Origin of the sequence: Desulfosarcina ovata subsp. ovata (assembly GCF_009689005.1) — a bacterium.
GTDB classification, from domain to species: Bacteria; Desulfobacterota; Desulfobacteria; order Desulfobacterales; family Desulfosarcinaceae; genus Desulfosarcina; species Desulfosarcina ovata.
Window position 1 is genome coordinate 6,983,003 of the sequence record NZ_AP021879.1, and the last position, 21,162, is coordinate 7,004,164.

A 21,162-nucleotide genomic window follows, 5' to 3' on the forward strand; every position below is an offset into this window, starting at 1 on the left:
GAAACGGATGAAGTTTCAAATTTTCGTAACCGTGATCCAACTATGGTCCAGGGCCGGACTGCCGCCGATTTTGTCGTGGAGACGCTCTTGAAAGAGTGCATCGGATGCTCCCTTCCCGTAGCTGCGCTTGCTGTCGACCTCCACATGGCCGAACCCATGGAGCATGAACGCGGCTTCGGGGTGGATCATGTCGGTGACATATGCGCACATTTCACCCTTGCCGGCCTTGGATTCCACGAGGATGCGGTCGTTGTTGGTAATTCCCAGTTCCTTGGCGCGCCGGTCGTTGATCCAGAGCCGATTTTCGGGAACCAGGTGGTTGAGATAGAGATTGTTCTGGGTCATTACGTTCGTGTGGGCCACGCACCGGCCACACATCAGTCTGAAGGCCCCCGGCTTCTCATCCAGCGCTTCATAGGGCGGCAGCGAGGGAATCCCATGGCTTTCCATCAGGTTAGAAAGAACTTCGATCTTGGCGGAAGGCGTCTTGAACTTGATCCCGTCGTTGCGGTCCCACCAGATCGCCTTGTCGCTCAGAGACACGAAACCGGTCTCGTCGAAATCCTCGATTTTGATGTCCAGATCCGTCAGCTGGTAATTCCATATATCTTCCGCGGTTTCATAGGGGAAATAATGACCGGCGCCCAGACGGTCGGCCAGCTGCTTGACAATCCACCACATCGGCTTGGTATCGAAACGCGGTCCGACGCAGGCGGTCCGGCGGTTGATGGCCGGTTTCAAGCTGGATCCCATCTGCAGCGGATCGGAACGCTCCAGAAAGAACGATTCGGGCAACACCACATCCGCCAAAGCGGTGGTGCCCCCGAAGTTGACGTCGCTGGCCACGATCAGGTCCAGCTTCTTGAGCGCCTTGAGATTGGTGTTATAGTCCGGGTTGGATAGCAGCGGGTCGTAGCGGAAGGCAAACAACACCTTGATCGGATAGGGGTCCTCGTTCAGAATCGCATGGGGCAGCATGAAACCGACGCCATGGGCCGGATCGGCAATGGGGAACTTGTCCTGGCCGCACCCGTCAAAGCGGCGCGTGTCCTCCATTTCCGGAAACTTCTGAGATGAGAAGGTCTTTAATCCGGCCTTGTAGCCTGCGTCCTTGAGACCTTTTTTAATAAAGAGGCCTCCCTTGCTTTCGATACTGCCCATCAGTGCATTCAGTATCAGGATCGAACGGCGAAAGTACGTTTCCGTGGGGTGGTGAGAGCCGCGATAGCCGTAATGGAAAACCACCGCCGGCTTGACCTTGCTGACTTCTCGGGCCAGACTCACGATCTCCTCTGCTAAAATTCCGGTTTCTTTCTCGGCCCATTGGGGCGTATAGGGGATGACAAAGCTGCACAACTCTTCGAACCCTTCCACCCATCGTCTCACATACTGGGCATCGTAGAGTTTTTCCTCGATGATGACGTGCATCAGGGCATAATTGAGGGCCAGGTCACCGCCGGGACGAATCATTTTATAATCGGTGGCCTTGGCCGCCGTAATCGTTACCCGCGGATCGATGTAGGTCAGCTTCGTCCCATTTTCCAGGGCCGAAATAAAGCTGTTCATGGCCTTGATTTCGATGGATTCGAAAACATTGCGGCCATAGAGGACCACGTGTTTGGCATTGGTCCAGTCGGCGTTGATCTGGCCGTCTGTATATCCGATAATCGAGCGGCAGGCCGTGTTGATGGACCCCTTGCAGACCGTGTCGTGGGTGAAATGGTTCGGTGAGCCGATAGCCTTTTGAAAAGATTTGGAAATATCGGACATCAGGTTGGCCCGTTCACAGTAAATGGAACTCTTGGCCCCGTACTTGTCGAAAATATCCTTGCATCGGTCGGCCGTATAATCAAGCGCTTCCGTCCAACTCACCCGTTTCCACTGGCCTGAACCCCGCTCACCGGTACGAATCAGGGGAAAACGCACCCGCTGGTTGTCGTTCAGGCCGGCAATGGCCGCAGCCGCCTTAGGGCAGATGCCGCCGTTCATGGCCGGCACATGGGGGTTGCCCCGTATGCGGAGTACCTGATTATTTTCCACCTCTACCTGGATCGGGCAGCGTACAGAACACATAAAGCAAAGCGTATTAACGACTCTTTTCATTACCGATTTCCTCCGGTGTGCCGAACATAAAAAGATGACGGTGTTGATCCTACTGCACACTCAATTTCATTTCGCATCCGCCTGGCGGATAATGAACATATGCGCAAACACAGATGATTTGTCAACTTTAAATATCTGGTAAAATTCAACCGGTCCAAAATCGGCGCGTCTGCCTTCTTCTAACCGTTCGGTTTTAGCTGTGAATTTGCAGCAGTTACAAAGAGATGATGGACTCGTAAAAAGTAGCTTAAAGTATTGCCTCCTAGGGTACCAGCAGGAGAATGCTGGGATTGGTCAAGGCACCGTGACGGCCCTGCCAATCAGCCAATTGTGCGATTTCGTGTCACACCCCAATCTGTAACTCAGAAGCAGGACCTTGGGTAACTGCTAGGGATACTTTCACTGTTCTGGGTGCAATCATGAAAGATCTATTATTTCTGGGACGATCTTTGAGAAAACGCGTACACCGCTAAAAAGATGGTTCTTTGCAGTCTGGTTAATCACGAGCCAGAAGTACGGGGCCAGTGCCCTTGGAGTAAAGCATGTCCTTGGCCTTGGAAGTTATCAAACTGCATGGACTTGGCTTCATAAACTGCGTCGTGGCATGGTTCGCCGAGATCGAGACCGCCTGCATGGAATCATAGAGGTCGACGAGACACAGGTTGGCGGCAAGAAAAAAGGTGGAAAACGTGGACGAGGTATAAGGAGTCTCTCTCTACTACCTGAGAAGAGAGAATAAAAGTCAACTTACGCTACCACAAGAGATAAATACCAGGTATCCCTTCTTGAGAATCGGCAGGTAGAATAACCTGCCATCTGGATTTTTAAAACAATTATCCCCAATCGACAGATAGTCAAGCGGAACTGATCAGTTCAGACAGCAGGAACCGCCCCATGCCTTGCATCCTTCCCCCCCCCTTTGGGGGGGGATAAAAGGGGGGGCATGTGCTATTGATCCGGTGCACATTTATTTTTTCAAATAAAAACGGAGAATAGCCATGCCCCACCCAGTATTGACGATTCTATTGGTTCTGAACAAGATTGCCAAGAAAAATCAGACTGGCCCGATCGCCTGCCATTGGTGCAACAACCAGGTCAATATTATCAAATACGGCACCTACGAGCGCTATGGTTTTTCCGGCCAGGAGCAAATCAGGATTCAGCGTTATCTTTGTAAACATGATCGGTGCCGGCGGACATTTTCCATTCTACCGCATCCATTTCTACGAATCACTCGATTGACGTTATGCATGCTTACCGCCTTAATACAGTTGGTGGATCAGCAGCTCGCCACTGCTGAGATATGCCGTCGCCTGTGCCTTACCCGTTCCGTGGTGGATGGATCCATCAAAAAGTGGCATGGCCTTTTGGATTGGATCGATCAGGAGGCCAAAACAACGCCGGTCTGGGCACCTTCACCATGCATCGACCCACCGGGACATTGGTCCGATTTTATCCGCATATTTGCCATGAAATTTTATCCGAAACGGTACGGTGATGCCTGACCAACAGAATCTATAAATTGTGAATAACCAGTAGATTACGTACATGGGAGACCAAATTTTTTACCAAAGGAGGCTCCCTATGGAAGACGACAGGCAAATGGATCTGGCATTGTGGCGCTACGGGATTATCAGCCCGCTTTTGCACCGGGATGCCAACGATGTTCAGCTATGGGAAATGCTGACTGTCATATCTGCAAACCATTACATCCATCCCCATGACGGTCGCCACATCACCATGTCCGCCGAAGCCATTCGAAAATGGCTGTACCGGTTCAATCACGGCGGGCTCAGCGCGCTTGGCAACAAACAGCGATCCGACAAAGGCACGCACGATGTGCCGGCACCCCTTGCCAACGAGATGTTTGAACTCCGGCTGGCACATCCCCGCTGGACCCTGTCACTGATGCTTCGGGAACTGGTCGAGCGCCAATTATGGGACGAAACCCGTCCGAGCCGCTCCACGTTGTATCGATTCGCCCGGAATAACAACCTGATGCGCGATCCCCAGCTTAACACCGTGGAAGTGGTTCGTCCGTTTGAATTCGATAAATTCGGTCAGATGTGGACCGGAGACTTCATGCATGGTCCTAACCCATCTTTTCCGCTTGAATTTAATATTTACTGTAATTTCTAATAGTTGAGTCATACGCTAAGGCGTTTATGGCACTACTTATTTTTTATACCTCATATTTTACCACTTTTCCTGGACTATGAGGCACACCCAGTGCATCATAAATTTTTAGTTGACGAGACTCTGCTTTTGTGCTTTTTCTAACATGTATTGTCTCGCCATTTTTACTTCTCATTACTGCTGTTGTTCGATTTTGGCCGTCTAATTCTTTTCTCAAATCGGACCAACTTGTATGAATCCCATTTTCTTTAAGTCTAAACCTGATTGTATGAACGTGGTGATAAGCTAATAATGTGATAAAGAGATGTCCTTTTACTCTCCTCGTTATTTGATGAAACACCGGCCGTAAACCCAACTCCGATTTTAAACTTCGAAATACAGCTTCAAGATCAGTCAACATCGTATATGTACGCCAAAGAATAGTTTCATCCAGATCGTTCAAGTTTGTTCTCAAACAATAAACGCCTGGATTTGAATCTGAAGAGTCAGAATTTTTTTTTATCTTCCAGGTAATCTTTGTCGCCTTCTTTGATCCTTTATCTTTATGGATGGTAATCTCATAATTTTTAGCAGCTTTGGTATATTTTTGTTTCAGCCGTCCTACTTTTTCAACAACCTTCTCATAAATCTTTAGCCGACCTTTTTGATTTAAACCATCGTTCAATGATTTTAAGTCTGCTTCAAATCTTTCTGAAAATCGATTTTGAATGCTCTGATCCTTTTTTTCTCGCTCACTTGAATGACAATAAATTTCAGTCTCTTCTGTTTCCTTGACATATTTTTTGTACGCTTTAACAATGTAATCCTTATCTCTTTTTACTTCAACAGCTTTATCATGATCAAATTCTCTATATCTTTTCCTGCTGACAACAAGGTATCGGTAATGATTCGCCTGCAACCATTGTACATTATCGTTTGTTGCTATCCCGGCATCCATTACGACAACTGGTTTCTTTTTATCAAAAACACTCATCTGCTTATCGTCTTCTAATGAACTTTCTGATGGTTTATTCAAGCTTGAAATCATTTCTTCCAGTGTTGATGGCTCACTAACGTTTCCGGAAAATATTTTACTTCTTCTTGGAAAGCCGCTACTGTCCAAAACTAAAGCCAAAGTTACCAAGGGACAGTCTGAGCGTTTTTCTTTTGATTTTCCATGCTTGCCAAGTTCATTATACTTACAGCTTCCCTCAAAAAATGTGTTTGTCAAATCATAAAGTGTAATTATTTCTTCAAAACCAAACAAAAAACGTTCTCGGTTGTATAAATGCCTTTCAATCGCTTCTTTGTCTTTGTAAATACGGTCAGATATTTCATAGATTCGTTTTAGCGACATACTTTCATAGTCATAGCCGATTAATTCGCCTAAACCGCTTCGATTTTGCAGCCAGTAATGCGTTGATAACTCACTGCCGGGAACCGCCATTCGACCAACTATACTTCCGATTGCAGCTGCTATTTGATGATTATTATATCCAAGACCTTCAAATATTTTATCCAATTGTAATTTGAGAAATGTTTCATGTGATACATGTTCAATACTAACGCTACGCGGTCTTATAAGTTCAAGACTATCGATATCAATCAAACGGTAATCGGGGGCATCTATACTATCGTTTTTGTCTGTATTGTTGTTTTGACTCGACCGGGTTTGTATGATTTGTGCAGCATAATGCTGTGCGGCTTGCTCAATTTTTTCCGGCAATTTAAACAAACTTGATTGACCATTAATAATTCCCTCAACACGACAAGCAATATCTGGCCATTGTTCTCGTGGAAAAGGAAAATTTTTACCGAGATTTATAATAGTGCGCTGCTTCACCTTATTTCCAACTCTAACTGATTCAACAAGGCGATGAGTGAAATATGTTTCGCCATCTTTTTTGCTCTTAATTGTTGTTCGTCGGATATACATGCCATCTTGAATTACAGAAAAAACACCGATTGTCAATACTTCGGTGAATTTTATGGCACTACTTTGGCCGGTAAAATTTCAACATATTGTAATTATAAATAAAATAATTTCATATGTAGTAAAAAACGCGGTTTTTCAGCAATTTTCCGGAAAAAAGTGACAAAGATGGGTTAAGCAATGTACCTGGGACGACGACCTTTATGTATTCATCGATCGGGACCGTATTTATCAATTGTTTTTGAACACTTTTTTAAACGCCATACATGCCATCACGTCTGTGGGCACGATTACGGTGCAAAAACGCGTTACCACCTATTGGAAGACCGGGGGCAATTTAAACCCGATGATGTGCGTTTCTATTGGGGATAACGGTGGCGGTCTGGATCCATTCCAGGAAAAGAAGATATTCGAGCGATTTGAAAGCTCCCGGCCGGGAGGATCCGGTCTGGGGTTGTCCATATGCAAGGATATTATTACCATCCATAACGGAACGATGGATTTAAAAAGCGAAGTCGGTAAAGGAACGACGGTAAATTATTACTTTCCTATCACTTTCGAGTAATGGTCAAATTGGACTTAAATCGAAGTATATTAATCGTTGACGACGAAGAGAGTATTCGCACCTATCTGGCCATGGATCTGGAGCAGGACGGCTACGAAGTCCATAAGGCTGAGAATGGCCGCAAAGGGATGGGGTTGCTGACCAAAATTCATGTCGATGTCGTTTTGCTAGATTTGAACCTTGGAGATATCAACGGTATAGAGATCCTGCGCGAAATACAGCGGTTGGATATTCAGGTCGTGCCTATTGTCATCACCGCCTACGGTGATATCCGTAGTGCGGTAGAGGCCATGAAGCTGAGTGCTTTCGACTATATTACCAAACCGTTCGATGCCGATGATATTAAAATCGTCATCGAAAAAGCGTTTAAGTTCATCGGCCTGGAAAACCATATCAATTTGCTGGAACGGCAGGTGGATCAGTTTCAATACGGTGAATTGATTACCTGTAGTTCAAAAATGAAGGACATGCTGCAACTCGCCGAAAAAGTGTCTGCTACGGACTCCACGATCTTGATCCATGGTGAAACCGGCACCGGTAAGGAACTGGTGTCAAGTTTTATTCATCGTAAAAGCGCGCGAAATGATAAACCGTTTGTAACCATCGATTGCACATCGCTACCTGAGAATTTAATGGAAAGCGAGTTGTTCGGCCATGAAAAAGGTGCCTTTACGGGTGCCATCAATTTGAAACGGGGACTGTTTGAAGTCGCCAATGAAGGCACTGTTTTTCTTAATGAAATTGGCGAGTTACCTTCGGTCCTGCAATCAAAAATCCTAAGAGTCCTGGAATCCCGGACGTTCCGACGAATCGGATCCGAAAAATATCTGATGACGGATGTGCGCGTCGTTGCCGCGACGAACCGCAACTTGGGAAAAATGGTAGAGCAAGGGACTTTCCGAAGTGATCTGTACTATCGGCTGAATGTCGTCCCAATAGAAATACCACCTTTACGCGAACGTAAAGAAGACATCATGCCCCTGGTTGAAAGTTTTGTGGCAAAGCTCAATAAGCGTGTCGGCAAAAGCATATCTTCGGTTTCCAACGGGGCGGCTGATTTGTTGCTACAATACCAGTGGCCGGGAAATATTCGTGAATTAAAAAATGTAGTCGAGCACATGGTCATCACGTGCAATGGAGATCATATCGGCCTGAATGAAATCTCATCGGAAATTAAGGCCTCCGCCACGGTTGAGTGTTTCAATAATTTCGACTTTTCATGTGATGAAAAATGTGAAATTTGGCCTGACTTTCAAACCAAGAAAAAAGAGATCATTCAAAATTTTGAGAAGAGCTATGCGCTTGGACTGCTCAAGAAGAATGCATATAACATCTCCCAATGTGCCCGGGATGCTCAAATGCACCGCAGTAGCTTTCAGAGATTGATGCGCAAGTATGATCTTTGATACGTTACCGAGTGTATCGGTTGTCCACCAGACGAACACCCGGTTGAATGGGGCTGTGCGTGGAAGTTTACCTTGGTTTAGGATTTAAGAGATGAAAGCGGTGCGCGAAAAATCGGGCTTCATTTGCGACATGGATGGTGTGATTTACCACGGAGACGCCCTTTTGCCTAAGGCCCTCGAATTTGTAAACTGGCTCGAAGCCGAAAAAAAAGACTACCTGTTTCTCACCAACAACAGCCAGCGCTCCCGTGAAGAATTGCATCAGAAACTTCGCCGCCTGGGGATTGAAGTCGATGCGATGCGTTTTTATACTGCTGCACTGGCCACCGCGAGCTTTCTGGCGAACCAGTGCCCCAATGGAAGCGCCTATGTCATCGGTGATGCCGGCCTCACAAATGCACTGTACCAAGCAGGCTTTTCAATGAACGACGTCGATCCTGATTACGTCGTTGTGGGGGAAACCAGTTCGTACTCCTTTGAGAAAGTCTCTCACGCCATAAACCTGGTTCTTGCCGGGGCGAGGTTGGTTGGCACCAACCCTGACTTGGTTTTACCAATGGGCCACAAGCGGTATCCGGGTTGTGGCTCGCTTATTGCGCCCATTGAGTTGGCCACCGGACGTCAAGCTTATTTTATGGGCAAACCCAACCCGCTCATGATACGTCATGCATTGAGATGCTTGGCGTGTACCCGGGAAGAGACGGTATTCATCGGCGATTCGATGGAAACGGACATCATTGCTGGCATTAATTCCGAGGTAGATACGGCACTGGTCCTTAGCGGTACCACAGCAAAAGAAGATTTAGACCTATATTCTTATCGCCCCCGCTATGTATTGAATAGCGTGGGTGACATACTCGATTAAAAAATTCTTTTCACAAAAAGAAGATCGTTATGCTTCGCGTACTCGTGGTTAACAACAGCTTAAAAGGCGCGACAACGACCATCGGTGAGTTTGTTGGAGAGGGCCTGACCGAATCCAAAATTGAGGTGCATGTAAAAGATGTCCCAACGATAGAGAAAGAGTCGGATCTGGCCGGTTACGACGCATACGTCTTTGGCTCCGCAACCTATCACGGCGAGATGCTGCCACAAATGAAGCGCCTCCTGTTCCTTGCCGAGAAGGTGAATTTAAGGGGCAAGGTCGGAGGTGCCTTCGGTGCCTTCGGCTGGAGTGGTGAAGCACCGGATCGGATTTTTAATACCATGTACCACATCCTGGGGATGGACCTTAATAATGGCCTTTATCCGGCTTCTTAAAATGTATTCTGCCGGGTTTTCCCCGGCCTCTGATTGATACGGCTGAAATATTGATAAAAGCCGTTCCGGCTGACCCGCATTACCTTACACAGCACGGTGACCGGGTAGGCCTTCATTTGCCGCCGGATGAAGTCGAACCTCACTTCGACTCGTTGGCAAAGAAGGCCGCCGCCTTTTTTAAGATTTCGCGCTCCATCTCAAGCCGTTTGTTCTCCTTTCGCAAACGCTCGAGTTCTTCTTCCATTTGTTCGCGGGTCAGACCGTCTGTGGATGTTTTTTCGCTATTATCCCGGTATTGTCGGACCCACCGGTTGACGTTGTTTTCGCTGACGCCAAGACGGCGGGCGACTTCGGCACTAATGTTTTATTGATACCTTCCAACATTACCTTCCAAGTACAAACAAAGCAGAAAATTGTTATCATTGGTGGCAGTGCATTCCGGATGCTGCATGTATCATATATGATGCAGATGCAATGCTGCATGCAGCATGTATGATGCAGGGGCAATTATATGGAATTATATTCATTTTCAGTGACATACAAATATAAATGAATATCATTTTGTTTGGCACCTTGATTGCTTATACTTTCCATATCTATTCGAAACCTCACGCGTGACTTAAACAAATCAATCGGATGAGCAACCCTCTCTAAATTTTACTATCATTGTGGTTGATTATCCAAGGTATCAAAATTCAGGTCTTAAAAAAGATTTCTTTACTTTATCGATTACTCTATTCGAAATGAATAAGACAGGAGTATAAAATGTCGTTAGCGGACGTAAAACCTTATGAGATAGAAAGAGCGGATCTTTACGAAAGACGCAGGTGGTGGTTCGGCATGACGTTGGGAGACATGTTCGATAAGGCCTGTGATATATATCCTGACAAAGAAGCCTTGGTGGGAGAAGACAAACGGTATACGTATCAACAGTTAAGGCGGCTTGTTGAAAATATGGCCTATAACCTTTTGCAGGAAGGATTTAAAAAGGGGGATACGGTATTGCTTCAGGCGCCCAACTGGCCCGAATTTGTCATTTCCTACTTTGCACTGCAAAAGGCCGGATTGGTCTTGGTTTTACTCACCATCAATCACACGGCCCGTGAAATTGCTCATTTGGCGGATTTAACACAACCTAAAGGCTGGATCCTACCCGGACGGTATCGAAAGACCGATTTTATGCCGATTATTGAAAAGGTGCGTGATCAAAATGTCGATCTTGAAAAAATCATTTTGCTCAGAGAAAAGAAGCGTCAAGGCTTTCTGAATTTTGATAATCTTGTGGAAACAGATGCGGATCGGGAAAACATCCAGTCTGTATTGGCCAAGGCTCGACCCGATCCAAGAGATGTTTGTCAGATTCTACCCTCCGGGGGCACGACCGGTCTGCCCAAAGGCGCGCCTAGAACCCATAACGACTATATTTGTAACTTGGAGTACTTGGCCAAAGCATGGGATGTCAATTCAACGGATAAGATTTTAGTGGCCTCCACGGTAGGGCACAATCTCGCCCTTGTGGCTTGTGTGACGCCGTCCGTATTTCATGGCGCTACGCTGGTGTTGCTCGATTCCACATACCCCGAGGATTTTTGCAAAGTCGTTCAAAAAGAGAAAATAACCTGTACCGGATTGGTTCCCACGCTGATCAGCCGCATCGTCAACCATGGCGACCTGGATCAATACGACCTGTCTTCCATGCAGCGGATCTATGTGGGCGCATCCAACAGTCCGCCGGAACTGGTCCGAAAAGTGGAGCAGAACATCGGTGCCCGTTACATCAATGCATTCGGTATGGTGGAAGGCCCTTTGGCCCAGTCGCGTCCCTATGATTCCCCCGAAGTGCGACAGCAGACCATTGGAAGGCCTTGTTGCCCCTATGAAGATTTTGTCACGCTTAACGCATTCGCCGAAATCAATCCCAGGGGGGTGGAAGGTGAATTAGCAGGCAGGGGGCCTGGGATTTTTACCGGGTATTTGAAGCATCCTCAGGCCAACCAGGAATCCTTTACTTCGGATGGGTATTTTCGTACCGGTGATCTGGCTGTCATCGACGAGCAGGGTTACATTCGCATCACCGGAAGAATCAAGGACATTATCATCAGAGGCGGAGAAAACATCGCGGCGCGGGATGTTGAAGATCTGATTTCTTCGCATCCCAAAGTGGAGTATATCGCGGCGGTCGGAATGCCGGACAAGGATCTGGGAGAACAGGTCTGTGCATATGTCAAACTCGTATCAGGGGAAAGGGTCGATGATCAGGAATTGATCGAGTATCTGATAAAGCTCGAAGCGGCCAAACACCTTATTCCCGCGCGATTCGAATTTTTGGACAAAATACCTTTGACCGCCGCCGGTAAAGCGGACAAAAAGATTCTGAGAAAAGATATAGAAGATAAGTTACGTAATGAGGCTTAAAAACAGTTAAGTGCTGTATCCGCGACTTCAACTTCTACACCTTTGCTTTTTTCAGTCTGATTCTACTTTAATAAATGGACCTTATGAACCATGGATGCTGTTCTAAATAAAAAAGGCCCCATCGCCACTATTACCATAAACCGAGAGGCGTCCTACAATGCGCTTAATCAACATGTTTTAGGACAGCTAAAGGCCGTGTTTAAAGAACTTGAAAGCGATTCGGACGTTATGTGCGCCATCATCACCGGAGCCGGTCAAAAGGCTTTTGTAGCCGGTGCGGATATTCACGAGATCAAAAACGCGGGACCGGGAAGGGTGGCTGTGATTCGCGAAGGGTTGAACGTGTTTTCCAAGATCAGCCATTCCAGCAAAGTGATTATTGCAGCAGTGAATGGGTATGCCCTGGGCGGCGGATGCGAATTGGCGATGGCCTGCGATATCCGCTTGGCATCGGAGAAAGCCAAATTCGCCCTTCCTGAAGCCTCGCTCGGCCTCATGCCAGGATATGGCGGTACCCAACGCCTGCCTCGGCTCGTCGGTGTTGGAAAAGCCAAGTACATGATGTTTTCCGGCCAAATGATTGATGCCGCCCAAGCCCTTGCCTTTGGACTCGTTGAAAAGGTGTGTAAGGCAGAAACGTTGATGCAAGAGGCTGAGGCGCTGGCCCGGAGCCTTTCGAAAAAAGGACCACTGGCTCTTAAAGCCATCAAACAGGCCATTAACAGTGGAATGGACATGCCGCTTGCGGCCGCCATTGAATATGAGTTTGAACAATACGGAAAAATCGCTGTTTCCCAAGATGCCGAGGAAGGAATGAACGCTTTTATTGAAAAAAGAGAACCTGTTTTCAAAGGAGCATGATGTAAGATTTTTTCCCCGATAACTTTACCCTATAAGGAGAGAACGATTATGGCATTCACACAACTTTTTTCGCCGATTAGCATCGGAAAGCTAACCCTTCCCAACAGAATTCAACGAACTTCCATGGTATCGGGATTGGCAACGGAAGACGGGCATGTCACCCCGGAGATCATTGCAAGATACAAACGGGAGGCAAAAGGCGGAGTCGGCTGCATTGTTGTGGAGGCGGCAGTGGTACTGCCTTCGAGAAGTTCATACAATCTTCGGATCAGTGACGACAGTTTTGTGGATGACCTGAAGGGACTGGTGGATGGCATACGGGAAGTGAACCCGGAGGTGAAAATCGGGCTGCAGGTCGTTCATTTTTTGAAAATCGCCAAGAGTGGATGGCGGCAGAAAGTGTCTGATTTTAAACTGGAGGATATCCCCGTTATCGTTGAGCAGCATGTAAACGCTTGCAAACGTGCAAAAGCGGCAGGATTCGAGTTTGTCGAACTTCACATGGCTCATGCCTATACCCTGTCCTCGTTTTTGTCCCTGGCAAACGATCGAACCGATGAATACGGCGGAGCCTTGAAAAACCGCATGAAGCTTCCCATTGCGGTCTATGAAGCCTGCCGGAAGGAGATGGGCAACGATTTTCCGCTGGGGATCCGGATCAATGGGGAAGATTTCCATATCATGGGGACCACGTTGCTGCAAAGTACACAGATTGCAAAAAAATTCGCTGCGTTGGGAGTTGACTACATCAGCGTTTCGGGAGGCAGCAGGTTCGAAGATGCTCCCACGCCGGAACCGAATTCACCCCCGGATCCCATGGCTGGATATGCCGGACATAGAATGAGCCCCTGGTGGTGGTTCCCCGATGGTACACACGTTTATCTGGCGACTGACATCCGAAAAGCTGTCCGAGAAGCAGGATACGAAACCCCGATCATCATTGCAGGGAAAATTCGGACTCCCGGACATGCGGAGAAGATTATCGAAGCGCAGAGCGCAGATATAATAGGCCTGTGCAGGGCATTGCTGTGCGATCCAGATTGGCCCGTGAAGGCGAAAGCGGACAAAGCCAAGGATATTGTACGGTGTACCGCATGCAACTGGTGTCTGGAATCCGATTCCCGAATGGAAAAGGTGAACTGCTCTAGATGGCCGGAAGGCAATCTGAATGCACCGCTTCCTTGGAATAAAAAAGATGCGCGGGCCAGCAAGTTGTCGAAAGCAGCTGAATAATAATAAGGAGCGTTGTGATGGAAATTAAAAAAATTGGTGTTCTGGGTACGGGTCAGATGGGCAGCGGCATCATTCAGGTTCTCGCCCAGTCGGGGTATGATGTTATTGGTGTGGATGCTTCCGAACAGATGGTCGACAAATGTGTCCAATCCATTGACAAACGATTGGCCGGCCGCGTCCAAAAAGGCAAGATGCGCCAGGAAGAAAAAGATGCTGTAATGGCGCGGATCAGCACATCTCAAAAGATGGAAGATTTAAGTGATTGTGATTTAATCGAGGAGGCCATCCCCGAAATTTTGGAATTAAAGAAAGAGGCTTTCTCGAAGCTGGATAACCTATGCAAGCCGGAAACAATATTCGGCACCAACACCTCCGGTCTATCGGTGACCGATATGGCGGCTGCCGTCAAACGAGGGGACAAACTGTTGGGTGTGCATTTTCATAAACCCGCACCGGTAATGAGATTGCTCGAGTTGGTTAGAACCATCATGACCAGCACCGAAACGATTGAAACAGTAAAAGCTTTTGGGGAGACCCTCAGCAAAACCGTGGTGGTGGCCCCGGACGTCGGCGGGTTTATCGTCACACGACTGTTTACTCCATTTCTGCTGGGTGCTGTAAGGATGTTGGAAGAGGATATTGCCACGCGTGACGAAATCGATGTCTCCATGAAATTGGCCGTCAATCATCCCATGGGCCCGCTTCAGGTGGTGGACTTCATTGGTCTGGACACGGAACTTTCCATTGCCGAAAGTCTTTACGAAGAAACAAAGGACCCAAAATACGCCCCGCCGGTGCTGCTTAAAAAGATGGTTTCCGCCGGCTGGCTGGGGATTAAAACAGGCAAAGGGTTTTACGAATACAACGAAGCATAGGCACATGTAGTGTCTAATTCCCCTATCCGTGTTAACAAGTCACTGGTGCCTCCCGGTTAACGATGATGCCGGGAGACGGCCCCATATCCTAACCTTGTGAAATATCGTTTTGGTTTGTTTATTGCCGGTACAAGTGGTTTGATTTCTTCTAAACCTCAATTGTCGACCGGATGGCAGCTTGCTCGAACGATTCCGTATTCCTGGAGGACAAACGATGGAAGTCATTAAAACCGATTGTGGCCTATGTATCAACTGTTGCGGCATCAATGCATATGTTGAAGACGGCAAGCTGATCAAAGTGGAGGGAATTGAGGATCATTGGCTCAACAAAGGCGCCATTTGTCCCAAGGGCGAACGCGTTCCCGAATATGTCTATTCCGCCAACCGCGTCAAGACCCCGTTGAAGAAGGTCGACGGCAAATTCCAGTCGGTCTCCTGGGACCAGGCATTGCAGGAAATCGGCGACAAGCTACTGGAGCTCAAAGACAAATACGGCGCCAAAACCCTGGCCACCTATACCGGCTCCGTCGGTGTGGAACACTTTGAAATGGCCGCCTTCAACCAGCGCTTCCGCGGTGCTTACGGCAGCCCCAACTTCTTCAACGCAGAAGGAAACTGCTTCCGCTCCCGTATCCTCGCCCGCCAGATCACCTTTGGCCGCTATCCGGTGGAAGAACCGGCCAACGCCGACTGTATCATTCTCTGGGGCCGCAACCCGGATGAAAGCTACTTTCCCATGGGTCGCATCATCCGTGATGCCGTCAAAGCCGGCGCATCCCTGATCACCATCGATGTGCGTCGCATTCCCATCTCCAAACATGGCATTTTCATGCAGCCGCGTCCGGGCACGGACGCGGCCATCGGCCAGGCCATGATCCATGTGATCATCAAAGAAGGGCTGTATGACAAGGAGTTTGTCGAAAAATACTGCCATGGTTTTGACAAACTGGCCGAATCCGTCGCCGACTGCACGCCCGAATGGGCCGCCAAGGTCACCGGTGTGGGCGCCGCGGAAATCCGTATGATTTCCCGCATGTTCGCCAATGCCAATGCCGGCTGCATCGTTGAAGGCGTGGGGGGCATGAACCAGGGGACCAATGGTCTGCAGAACCATCGGCTTTACTCCATCCTGCAAGCTATCACCGGCAATGTCGAACGTCCTGGCGGATGGGTCACCTGTCCGATGATTCGCCTGGCCGACATGCGCCTGACCGATAAAATCGAAGGCAATGCCTTGGGATATGATGAATTTCCCGTATTTCATCAGTTCGGTAAAAATCCGCCCCCTTATGGGTCCTCATCCCTGATGTGCGATACCATGATCACGGGCAACCCTTACCCGATCAAGGCCTTCATCTGCTCGGGCGGCAACCCGGCCGTGACCTTTGCCGATACCAAGCGCTTCAACGCCGCCATGAAAAACCAGGACCTGATCGTGGTCATGGATCCCATGATGACCGAAACCGCCAACCTGGCCGACTATGTCCTGCCCGCCTGCACCTGCTTTGAAGAGACCGGCATAGGCGGATTCCCTTACGGTATCTCCTATTGCGAGCCTTGGATTATGCTGCGCAAAGCCGTGATCGAACCGCTGTATGAAAGCAAATCGATCTGGTGGATCTGGAGCGAACTGGGCCGCAAGATGGGATACGAGGAATACTTCCCGTGGAACTCGGACGAGGAAGTGGCCGAACACTTTTTCTCCACCTCCGGCATCACCATGCAGCAGTTGAAGGATAACCCGGAAGGCCTCTACTTCGGTAAAAAAGAGTACGGGTACCACGAGAAAAAAGGATTTTTCACTGCCAGCAAGAAGGTCGAGCTTTACTCGGATCGTATGGCCGAGTTGGGTGCCGATCCCATTCCCGTGCATGTCGAGCCCGAACAGAGCAAGGTCAGCAATCCGGAACTGGCCAAGGAATACCCGGAAGTCCTTAACACCGGCGCCCGAACCGTCGAATACATCGATGCCCAGATGCGCGATACCACCTTGCGCGTGGTCCGCCCTGAACCCGAGGCGGAAATCAACACGGCTACCGCCGACAAGTACAATATCTTCGATGGTGAATTGATCGGTATCGAAACCCCGCGCGGCAGCATCAAGATGCGCGCTTTGGTTACCCCGGACATTCTGCCCGGCGTCGTTAACGTCCCCCATGGCTGGGCCGATGCCAACTGCAACGTCCTTTTGGATGCCGAACTGCTCGACCCGGTCTCCGGTTACATCACCATGCGCGGTGTGGCTTGCCGGTTAGTTAAACTGTCCTAACCAACAGACAATCTTTGTTTTGATAGTATAGATAAAGGTTTCTTTAGAAAAGATATTGATCATGATTTCGGATATATAATCGCCAACTACCTGGCCTACTATTTTGTAATAAATGCCAACTTCACAGTCCATTCGAAAACTTATCGAAAAGCTATGCGCCTTAGAGCCTGTTTGAGAAGTCTGGATCAGGCTCGATAACAAGGCGGAAATTGGCTCGAAAGCGGAGCATATAGGTAATATGTGAGCATTTTGAGACACTTTCCAACGCCGTTAGCGGGCCTTAGACGGATTTATCAAACAGGCTCTTAGAGAAGGTTGGCCCTGAAAACAAGCTATCGACAATATATCAGTTTTTAACCTTTCCCGAGTTAGGAATGCTTGCATTATCGAGCATGAAAATCTTGGTTTCTAAATCCCTATGACCGTACCATGCGGCAATGCAATGGATCATCGGCGATGACAATGGCTGGAGATAACAACAACGAGAGGAGAAGATGATGGTGGAGATGAGCAAGCAAATCAAACGGATGGTTTTGGCTGGTGGAGCGGCACTGTTATTCTTTTTATCCGTATATTCCGCCGAGGCAGCCACCCTGGGGTCGCACTACCCGTTCGGCGGAGAGGGGGTGCTTGCCGCATCGGTGCCCCCGCCGGGATTTCATTACCGGATCTACAACACCTGGTATAACCCCACCACCGTGAAGGATGACAGTGGGGACAAAGATGACATCGACCTGGATGTCTTCTCCACCGTGCATCGCTTTATCCATGTCACCCAGAAGAAGATCCTCGGTGCCGATTATTTTTATAACATTATTGTTCCACTGGTGGACAAGGATCTTACCTTGGGGACTTACACGGATAGCCAGAGTTTGGCCCTGGGCGACACATGTTTCGAGTTTTTCGGCCTGGCCTGGCACAAGCCGCGCTGGGATGCGGCGTTCGCATTGGCCGTTATTGCACCGACGGGAGAATACGCCCTCGATAAAAAAGCATCACCTGGGCTGGGTTACTGGTCGGGAATGCTGACCCTGGGAGGCACGGTCTATCTCGACGCCCAGCGATCCTGGTCATTGAGCGCCCTGACGCGTACCCTGGTGCATACCGAGCAGGATGAAAGCGATGTCACTCCGGGCTCCGAATTTGTCGTTGAATACGGCCTGGGCAAGGAGATCCCCGTCACAGATAAATTGCTCGTCCGTCCGGGGATCGCCGGCTGCGCCTACTGGCAGATCGAGGATGACAGCGACGACGGCCCCGGTACGGTGGACGATGAGCGCAAACGGGCCTATGCCCTGGGGGCGGAGATCAACTTCTTCTGGCTGCCTCCGACCCTGTTTCAGGTCAATCTCAGGGCGCTGCGGGAATTCGGAGCCAAAAATACCGTTCAGGGGTCTCAGTTTGTCCTGACCCTGACCAAGTCGTGGTAATGGAACCAATGAGATAAGGCGATTGGCGGAAAAGACGGGCTGCGACATCACCGGAAATGGTGTCCTGACACTCTCTTCCCCGGTGATGTCACACCCAGCTCAACCGGCGGAGCGGCCCACCACATGATATTGGGTCGTCGCCGTCAGGTGTTTCTTAAGTAACGATTTCAAAAGGTCGGCATCTCGCCGGTGCAGCGCTTCGATCATTTGGTCGTGCTCATCTTCGGATTTGATGATCCTTTCTTTGGGAAGCACATCCAGGCGCACCCTGAATTCGAGCCATTCATAAAGGTTCCGAATGTACCGGACCATGAACCGGTTCCGTCCCATTTGGGCCAGGTGCAAATGAAAGCTGGCGTTGGCAATTAGTTTGGTACGATCGAATATGGCCGTTTGATGGGCGCGATAGCGTTTCTGAAGGGTCTCCAGATGGATCAGATCGGCCTGGGTCAGATGCTGCATCACAAAATCGACATTTGATACCTCAAGGCAGGTGCGTGCCTCCATCACCTCATTGATTTCATCCGGTTGGCTCTCCTTTACATAACACCCCACGTTTTTTTTGATATAAACATATCCTTCGCTTTCCAGCTTGGAAAGGGCGTTGATAATGGGTGTTTTGCTGACACCGAATTTTTTTTCAAGATCGCTGTAAACCAGTTTCTGGCCCGGTGCGACCTTCAGGGTTCGAATCAACTTCTTGATTTTTCGATAAACCACGGAATTCAACGACGTCGGTGCAAACGGATCATTTGATAGGGGCAGTGAGATCGCTCCCCCGTTAGGGGCCCCTTGCGTGGGCTGGTTTTCTGAGTGTGCCACCTGTTCAGGATTTTTAATGTGGGTATCCGAGACATAGTAGCCGCGGTTTTTGATATAGCTTACCAGTCCCTTGCGCTCAAGCCGGGAAAGGGCACTGATGATGGGTGTTTTGCTGACACCGAGCATTTTTTCAAGATTGGCGTATATCAGCCGTTGACCCGCTATGAATTTACCGGAAAGAATTAAGCCCTGGATGCTTTGATAGGCGAAATCGGTTGATGAAAGATGTTGTGCTTCAGACGTTTTTATTGTCATTATTGCCGTCCTCTGAAAAGACGTGACAAGAATATTGGCGTTAATCTCAGCATGTCGCGACAGTTAATATGTTGTTCTTGGGATCACGTCAAGCGGAGGATGTCCGTTTCAGAGAATCGGCATGGCGCGTAAAAAAAAGGGCGATCCACTTGTTGTTGCAGTGGACCGCCCTTTTTGACGGTTTGGATGAGCTTCCAAGGCCCTGTCGGGTAAGATGGCTTCAGATTACAATTTAAATCGGCCAACGGTCTGATGGAGCTTTTTCGACAGATCGGCGAGCGTCTCGGCACTCATGGTGACCTGGGAGCTGCTGTTGGCGAGCATGCCGGAGGATTGATTAACGCTGGCGATCTCCTCTGCGATCTGTACGGATACCGTAGAACTCTGGGCTACATTCTCATTGACCTCGGTGATTCCCTCAGATGCCTGGGCCACATTGCCGGCGATTTCCTCCGTCGATGATGATTGCTCCTCCACTGCGGTGGCAATGGTTGAGACAATCAGATCGACTTCGTTGATCACTTCTGAAATGGTTTTAATCTCTTTTACAGTATTTGATGACGATTGCTGAATGCCATCGATCTTGGATTTGATTTCCTGGGTCGCCAGGGCGGTCTGCTTGGCCAGTTCCTTGATTTCATTGGCCACCACGGCAAATCCCTTGCCAGCTTCACCGGCACGGGCCGCTTCAATGGTGGCGTTTAAGGCCAGCAGATTGGTCTGCTCGGATATCTCGGTGATGACTTCGGTAACCTTACTGATCTGGTCGGCGGACTGGCCCAGTGTGTTGATATTTGCCGTGGCGCCGTTGGCCTTATTGACCGCATCGTTGGTAACGGTACGTGCTTTTTCCGCGTTTCTGGCGATTTCCTTGACCGTGCTGGCCATCTCTTCAGAAGCAGCGGCAACCATGGAAACATTGGTGGAGGCCTGTTCGCTGGCGGCCGCGACGGAATTCATATTGGCGCTCATCTCCTCGGCCGCCGAGGCAACACTATCGGCCCTGTCAGAAACGGATTGGGCGCCTTGATTCATTTGTTGGGAGATGGTTGTCAATTCAGAAGAAGAATGATTGAGCGAGTCGGCATTTGATTTTATCTCTTTGAGAATATTTTGAAGTTTTTCGATAAAAAGATCGACCCATTTTCCCAACTCGCCCGTCTCGTCCTGGCTGTTGATATGGATCCGTTTTGTCAGATCGCCTTCCCCTTCGGCCAGATCCTTAACCAGGAAATTGAGTCGGTTCAACGATCCGGAGATGGTTTTGGCTAGAATAAAATTAACCAGAATGCCAATCCCCGAAACAATCAAAATCACACCGATCATCATGGAAAAATAAAATTTTATTTTGTTGAAGACATCATTGCTGCTTTTCAGCACCAGCGCTTCGATACCGTGATCGATCTTTTCGATATCCGCCATGATGCGCTGGTTGAGCGCATTCCGTTGATTGACGTTTTCGATGAATTCCAGCACCAGATTTTTAACGGTCAGGTTTGTCTCCCTGGCCTGTCGGGCGATCGATTCGTTTGGTGTCCCTTTGAGGCGTTCGATATCCTTGGTGACATTTTCCACCAAGGTGTCTAGGAAACCGAGAAGTTCGCTCTGCAAACCAATGTC

At 48.8% G+C, this 21,162-nt stretch carries 17 protein-coding genes and 2 pseudogenes; 14 read left to right on the forward strand and 5 right to left on the reverse strand.

What is annotated here, in order from left to right; genetic code table 11:
* Positions 1–15: 15 nt before the first annotated feature.
* Positions 16–2,103, reverse strand: a complete 2,088-nt coding sequence (locus GN112_RS30605; RefSeq protein ID WP_155313611.1) for a molybdopterin-dependent oxidoreductase — start codon at positions 2,101–2,103, stop codon at positions 16–18.
* A 433-nt stretch (positions 2,104–2,536) separates the two neighbouring features.
* Between GN112_RS30605 and GN112_RS30610 the strand changes: the two are divergent.
* The 3 genes and pseudogenes from GN112_RS30610 to GN112_RS30620 form a co-directional block, all read left to right on the forward strand.
* A pseudogene (locus GN112_RS30610) lies at positions 2,537–2,824 on the forward strand (IS1595 family transposase); the annotation flags it as partial.
* A 277-nt stretch (positions 2,825–3,101) separates the two neighbouring features.
* Positions 3,102–3,608 (forward strand): hypothetical protein, encoded by a 507-nt coding sequence (locus tag GN112_RS30615; protein ID WP_155313612.1) that lies wholly within the window; start codon positions 3,102–3,104, stop codon positions 3,606–3,608.
* A gap of 79 nt (positions 3,609–3,687) precedes the next feature.
* On the forward strand, positions 3,688–4,242 hold the full coding sequence (locus GN112_RS30620; RefSeq protein WP_162459189.1) for a helix-turn-helix domain-containing protein: 555 nt from the start codon (positions 3,688–3,690) through the stop codon (positions 4,240–4,242).
* Between the two features lie 43 nt (positions 4,243–4,285).
* Here the strand turns inward: GN112_RS30620 and GN112_RS34695 are convergent, their stop codons facing one another.
* The gene (locus GN112_RS34695) at positions 4,286–6,190 is read right to left on the reverse strand and encodes an IS1634 family transposase (RefSeq protein ID WP_155309797.1); all 1,905 of its coding nucleotides are present in this window, start codon (positions 6,188–6,190) and stop codon (positions 4,286–4,288) included.
* 187 nt (positions 6,191–6,377) lie between these two features.
* Here GN112_RS34695 and GN112_RS30630 point away from each other — a divergent pair, with 187 nt between their 5' ends.
* The 5 genes and pseudogenes from GN112_RS30630 (at position 6,378) to GN112_RS30645 (ending at position 9,382) form a co-directional block, all read left to right on the forward strand.
* Positions 6,378–6,716: an ATP-binding protein gene (locus tag GN112_RS30630; RefSeq protein WP_269434993.1), complete on the forward strand. Its 339-nt coding sequence runs from the start codon at positions 6,378–6,380 to the stop codon at positions 6,714–6,716.
* A gap of 8 nt (positions 6,717–6,724) precedes the next feature.
* Complete coding sequence (locus GN112_RS30635; protein WP_162459191.1) at positions 6,725–8,122, forward strand: sigma-54-dependent transcriptional regulator; 1,398 nt, start codon at positions 6,725–6,727, stop codon at positions 8,120–8,122.
* 12 nt (positions 8,123–8,134) lie between these two features.
* Positions 8,135–8,203, forward strand: a pseudogene (locus GN112_RS34700) (hypothetical protein); the annotation flags it as partial.
* A gap of 10 nt (positions 8,204–8,213) precedes the next feature.
* Complete coding sequence (locus GN112_RS30640; protein WP_155313616.1) at positions 8,214–8,987, forward strand: HAD-IIA family hydrolase; 774 nt, start codon at positions 8,214–8,216, stop codon at positions 8,985–8,987.
* A 29-nt stretch (positions 8,988–9,016) separates the two neighbouring features.
* On the forward strand, positions 9,017–9,382 hold the full coding sequence (locus tag GN112_RS30645) for a flavodoxin domain-containing protein (protein WP_155313617.1): 366 nt from the start codon (positions 9,017–9,019) through the stop codon (positions 9,380–9,382).
* A gap of 139 nt (positions 9,383–9,521) precedes the next feature.
* Here GN112_RS30645 and GN112_RS34970 read toward each other — a convergent pair whose 3' ends face one another.
* Positions 9,522–9,743 (reverse strand): transposase, encoded by a 222-nt coding sequence (locus GN112_RS34970; protein WP_155313618.1) that lies wholly within the window; start codon positions 9,741–9,743, stop codon positions 9,522–9,524.
* 404 nt (positions 9,744–10,147) lie between these two features.
* Between GN112_RS34970 and GN112_RS30655 the strand changes: the two genes are divergently transcribed.
* From GN112_RS30655 to GN112_RS30680, 6 genes are all read left to right on the forward strand, one after another.
* Positions 10,148–11,797 (forward strand): AMP-binding protein, encoded by a 1,650-nt coding sequence (locus tag GN112_RS30655; RefSeq protein ID WP_155313619.1) that lies wholly within the window; start codon positions 10,148–10,150, stop codon positions 11,795–11,797.
* 90 nt (positions 11,798–11,887) lie between these two features.
* Positions 11,888–12,658 (forward strand): enoyl-CoA hydratase/isomerase family protein, encoded by a 771-nt coding sequence (locus GN112_RS30660; RefSeq protein WP_155313620.1) that lies wholly within the window; start codon positions 11,888–11,890, stop codon positions 12,656–12,658.
* Positions 12,659–12,706: 48 nt separating this feature from the next.
* Positions 12,707–13,891: an oxidoreductase gene (locus GN112_RS30665; RefSeq protein ID WP_155313621.1), complete on the forward strand. Its 1,185-nt coding sequence runs from the start codon at positions 12,707–12,709 to the stop codon at positions 13,889–13,891.
* Between the two features lie 17 nt (positions 13,892–13,908).
* Positions 13,909–14,766: a 3-hydroxyacyl-CoA dehydrogenase family protein gene (locus tag GN112_RS30670; RefSeq protein ID WP_155313622.1), complete on the forward strand. Its 858-nt coding sequence runs from the start codon at positions 13,909–13,911 to the stop codon at positions 14,764–14,766.
* A 214-nt stretch (positions 14,767–14,980) separates the two neighbouring features.
* Positions 14,981–17,035, forward strand: coding sequence for a molybdopterin-containing oxidoreductase family protein (locus GN112_RS30675; protein WP_155313623.1), 2,055 nt, complete (start codon positions 14,981–14,983; stop codon positions 17,033–17,035).
* Between the two features lie 506 nt (positions 17,036–17,541).
* Positions 17,542–18,465 carry a SphA family protein gene (locus tag GN112_RS30680; RefSeq protein WP_197743441.1) on the forward strand — a complete coding sequence of 308 codons (924 nt, stop codon included), beginning with the start codon at positions 17,542–17,544 and terminating at the stop codon, positions 18,463–18,465.
* 99 nt (positions 18,466–18,564) lie between these two features.
* Here the strand turns inward: GN112_RS30680 and GN112_RS30685 are convergent, their stop codons facing one another.
* Entirely contained in the window at positions 18,565–19,542 is a 978-nt protein-coding gene (locus GN112_RS30685; protein ID WP_155313624.1) for a GntR family transcriptional regulator, read from the reverse strand.
* Between the two features lie 225 nt (positions 19,543–19,767).
* On the reverse strand, positions 19,768–21,153 hold the full coding sequence (locus GN112_RS30690) for a methyl-accepting chemotaxis protein (protein ID WP_155313625.1): 1,386 nt from the start codon (positions 21,151–21,153) through the stop codon (positions 19,768–19,770).
* Between the last annotated feature and the right edge of the window lie 9 nt (positions 21,154–21,162).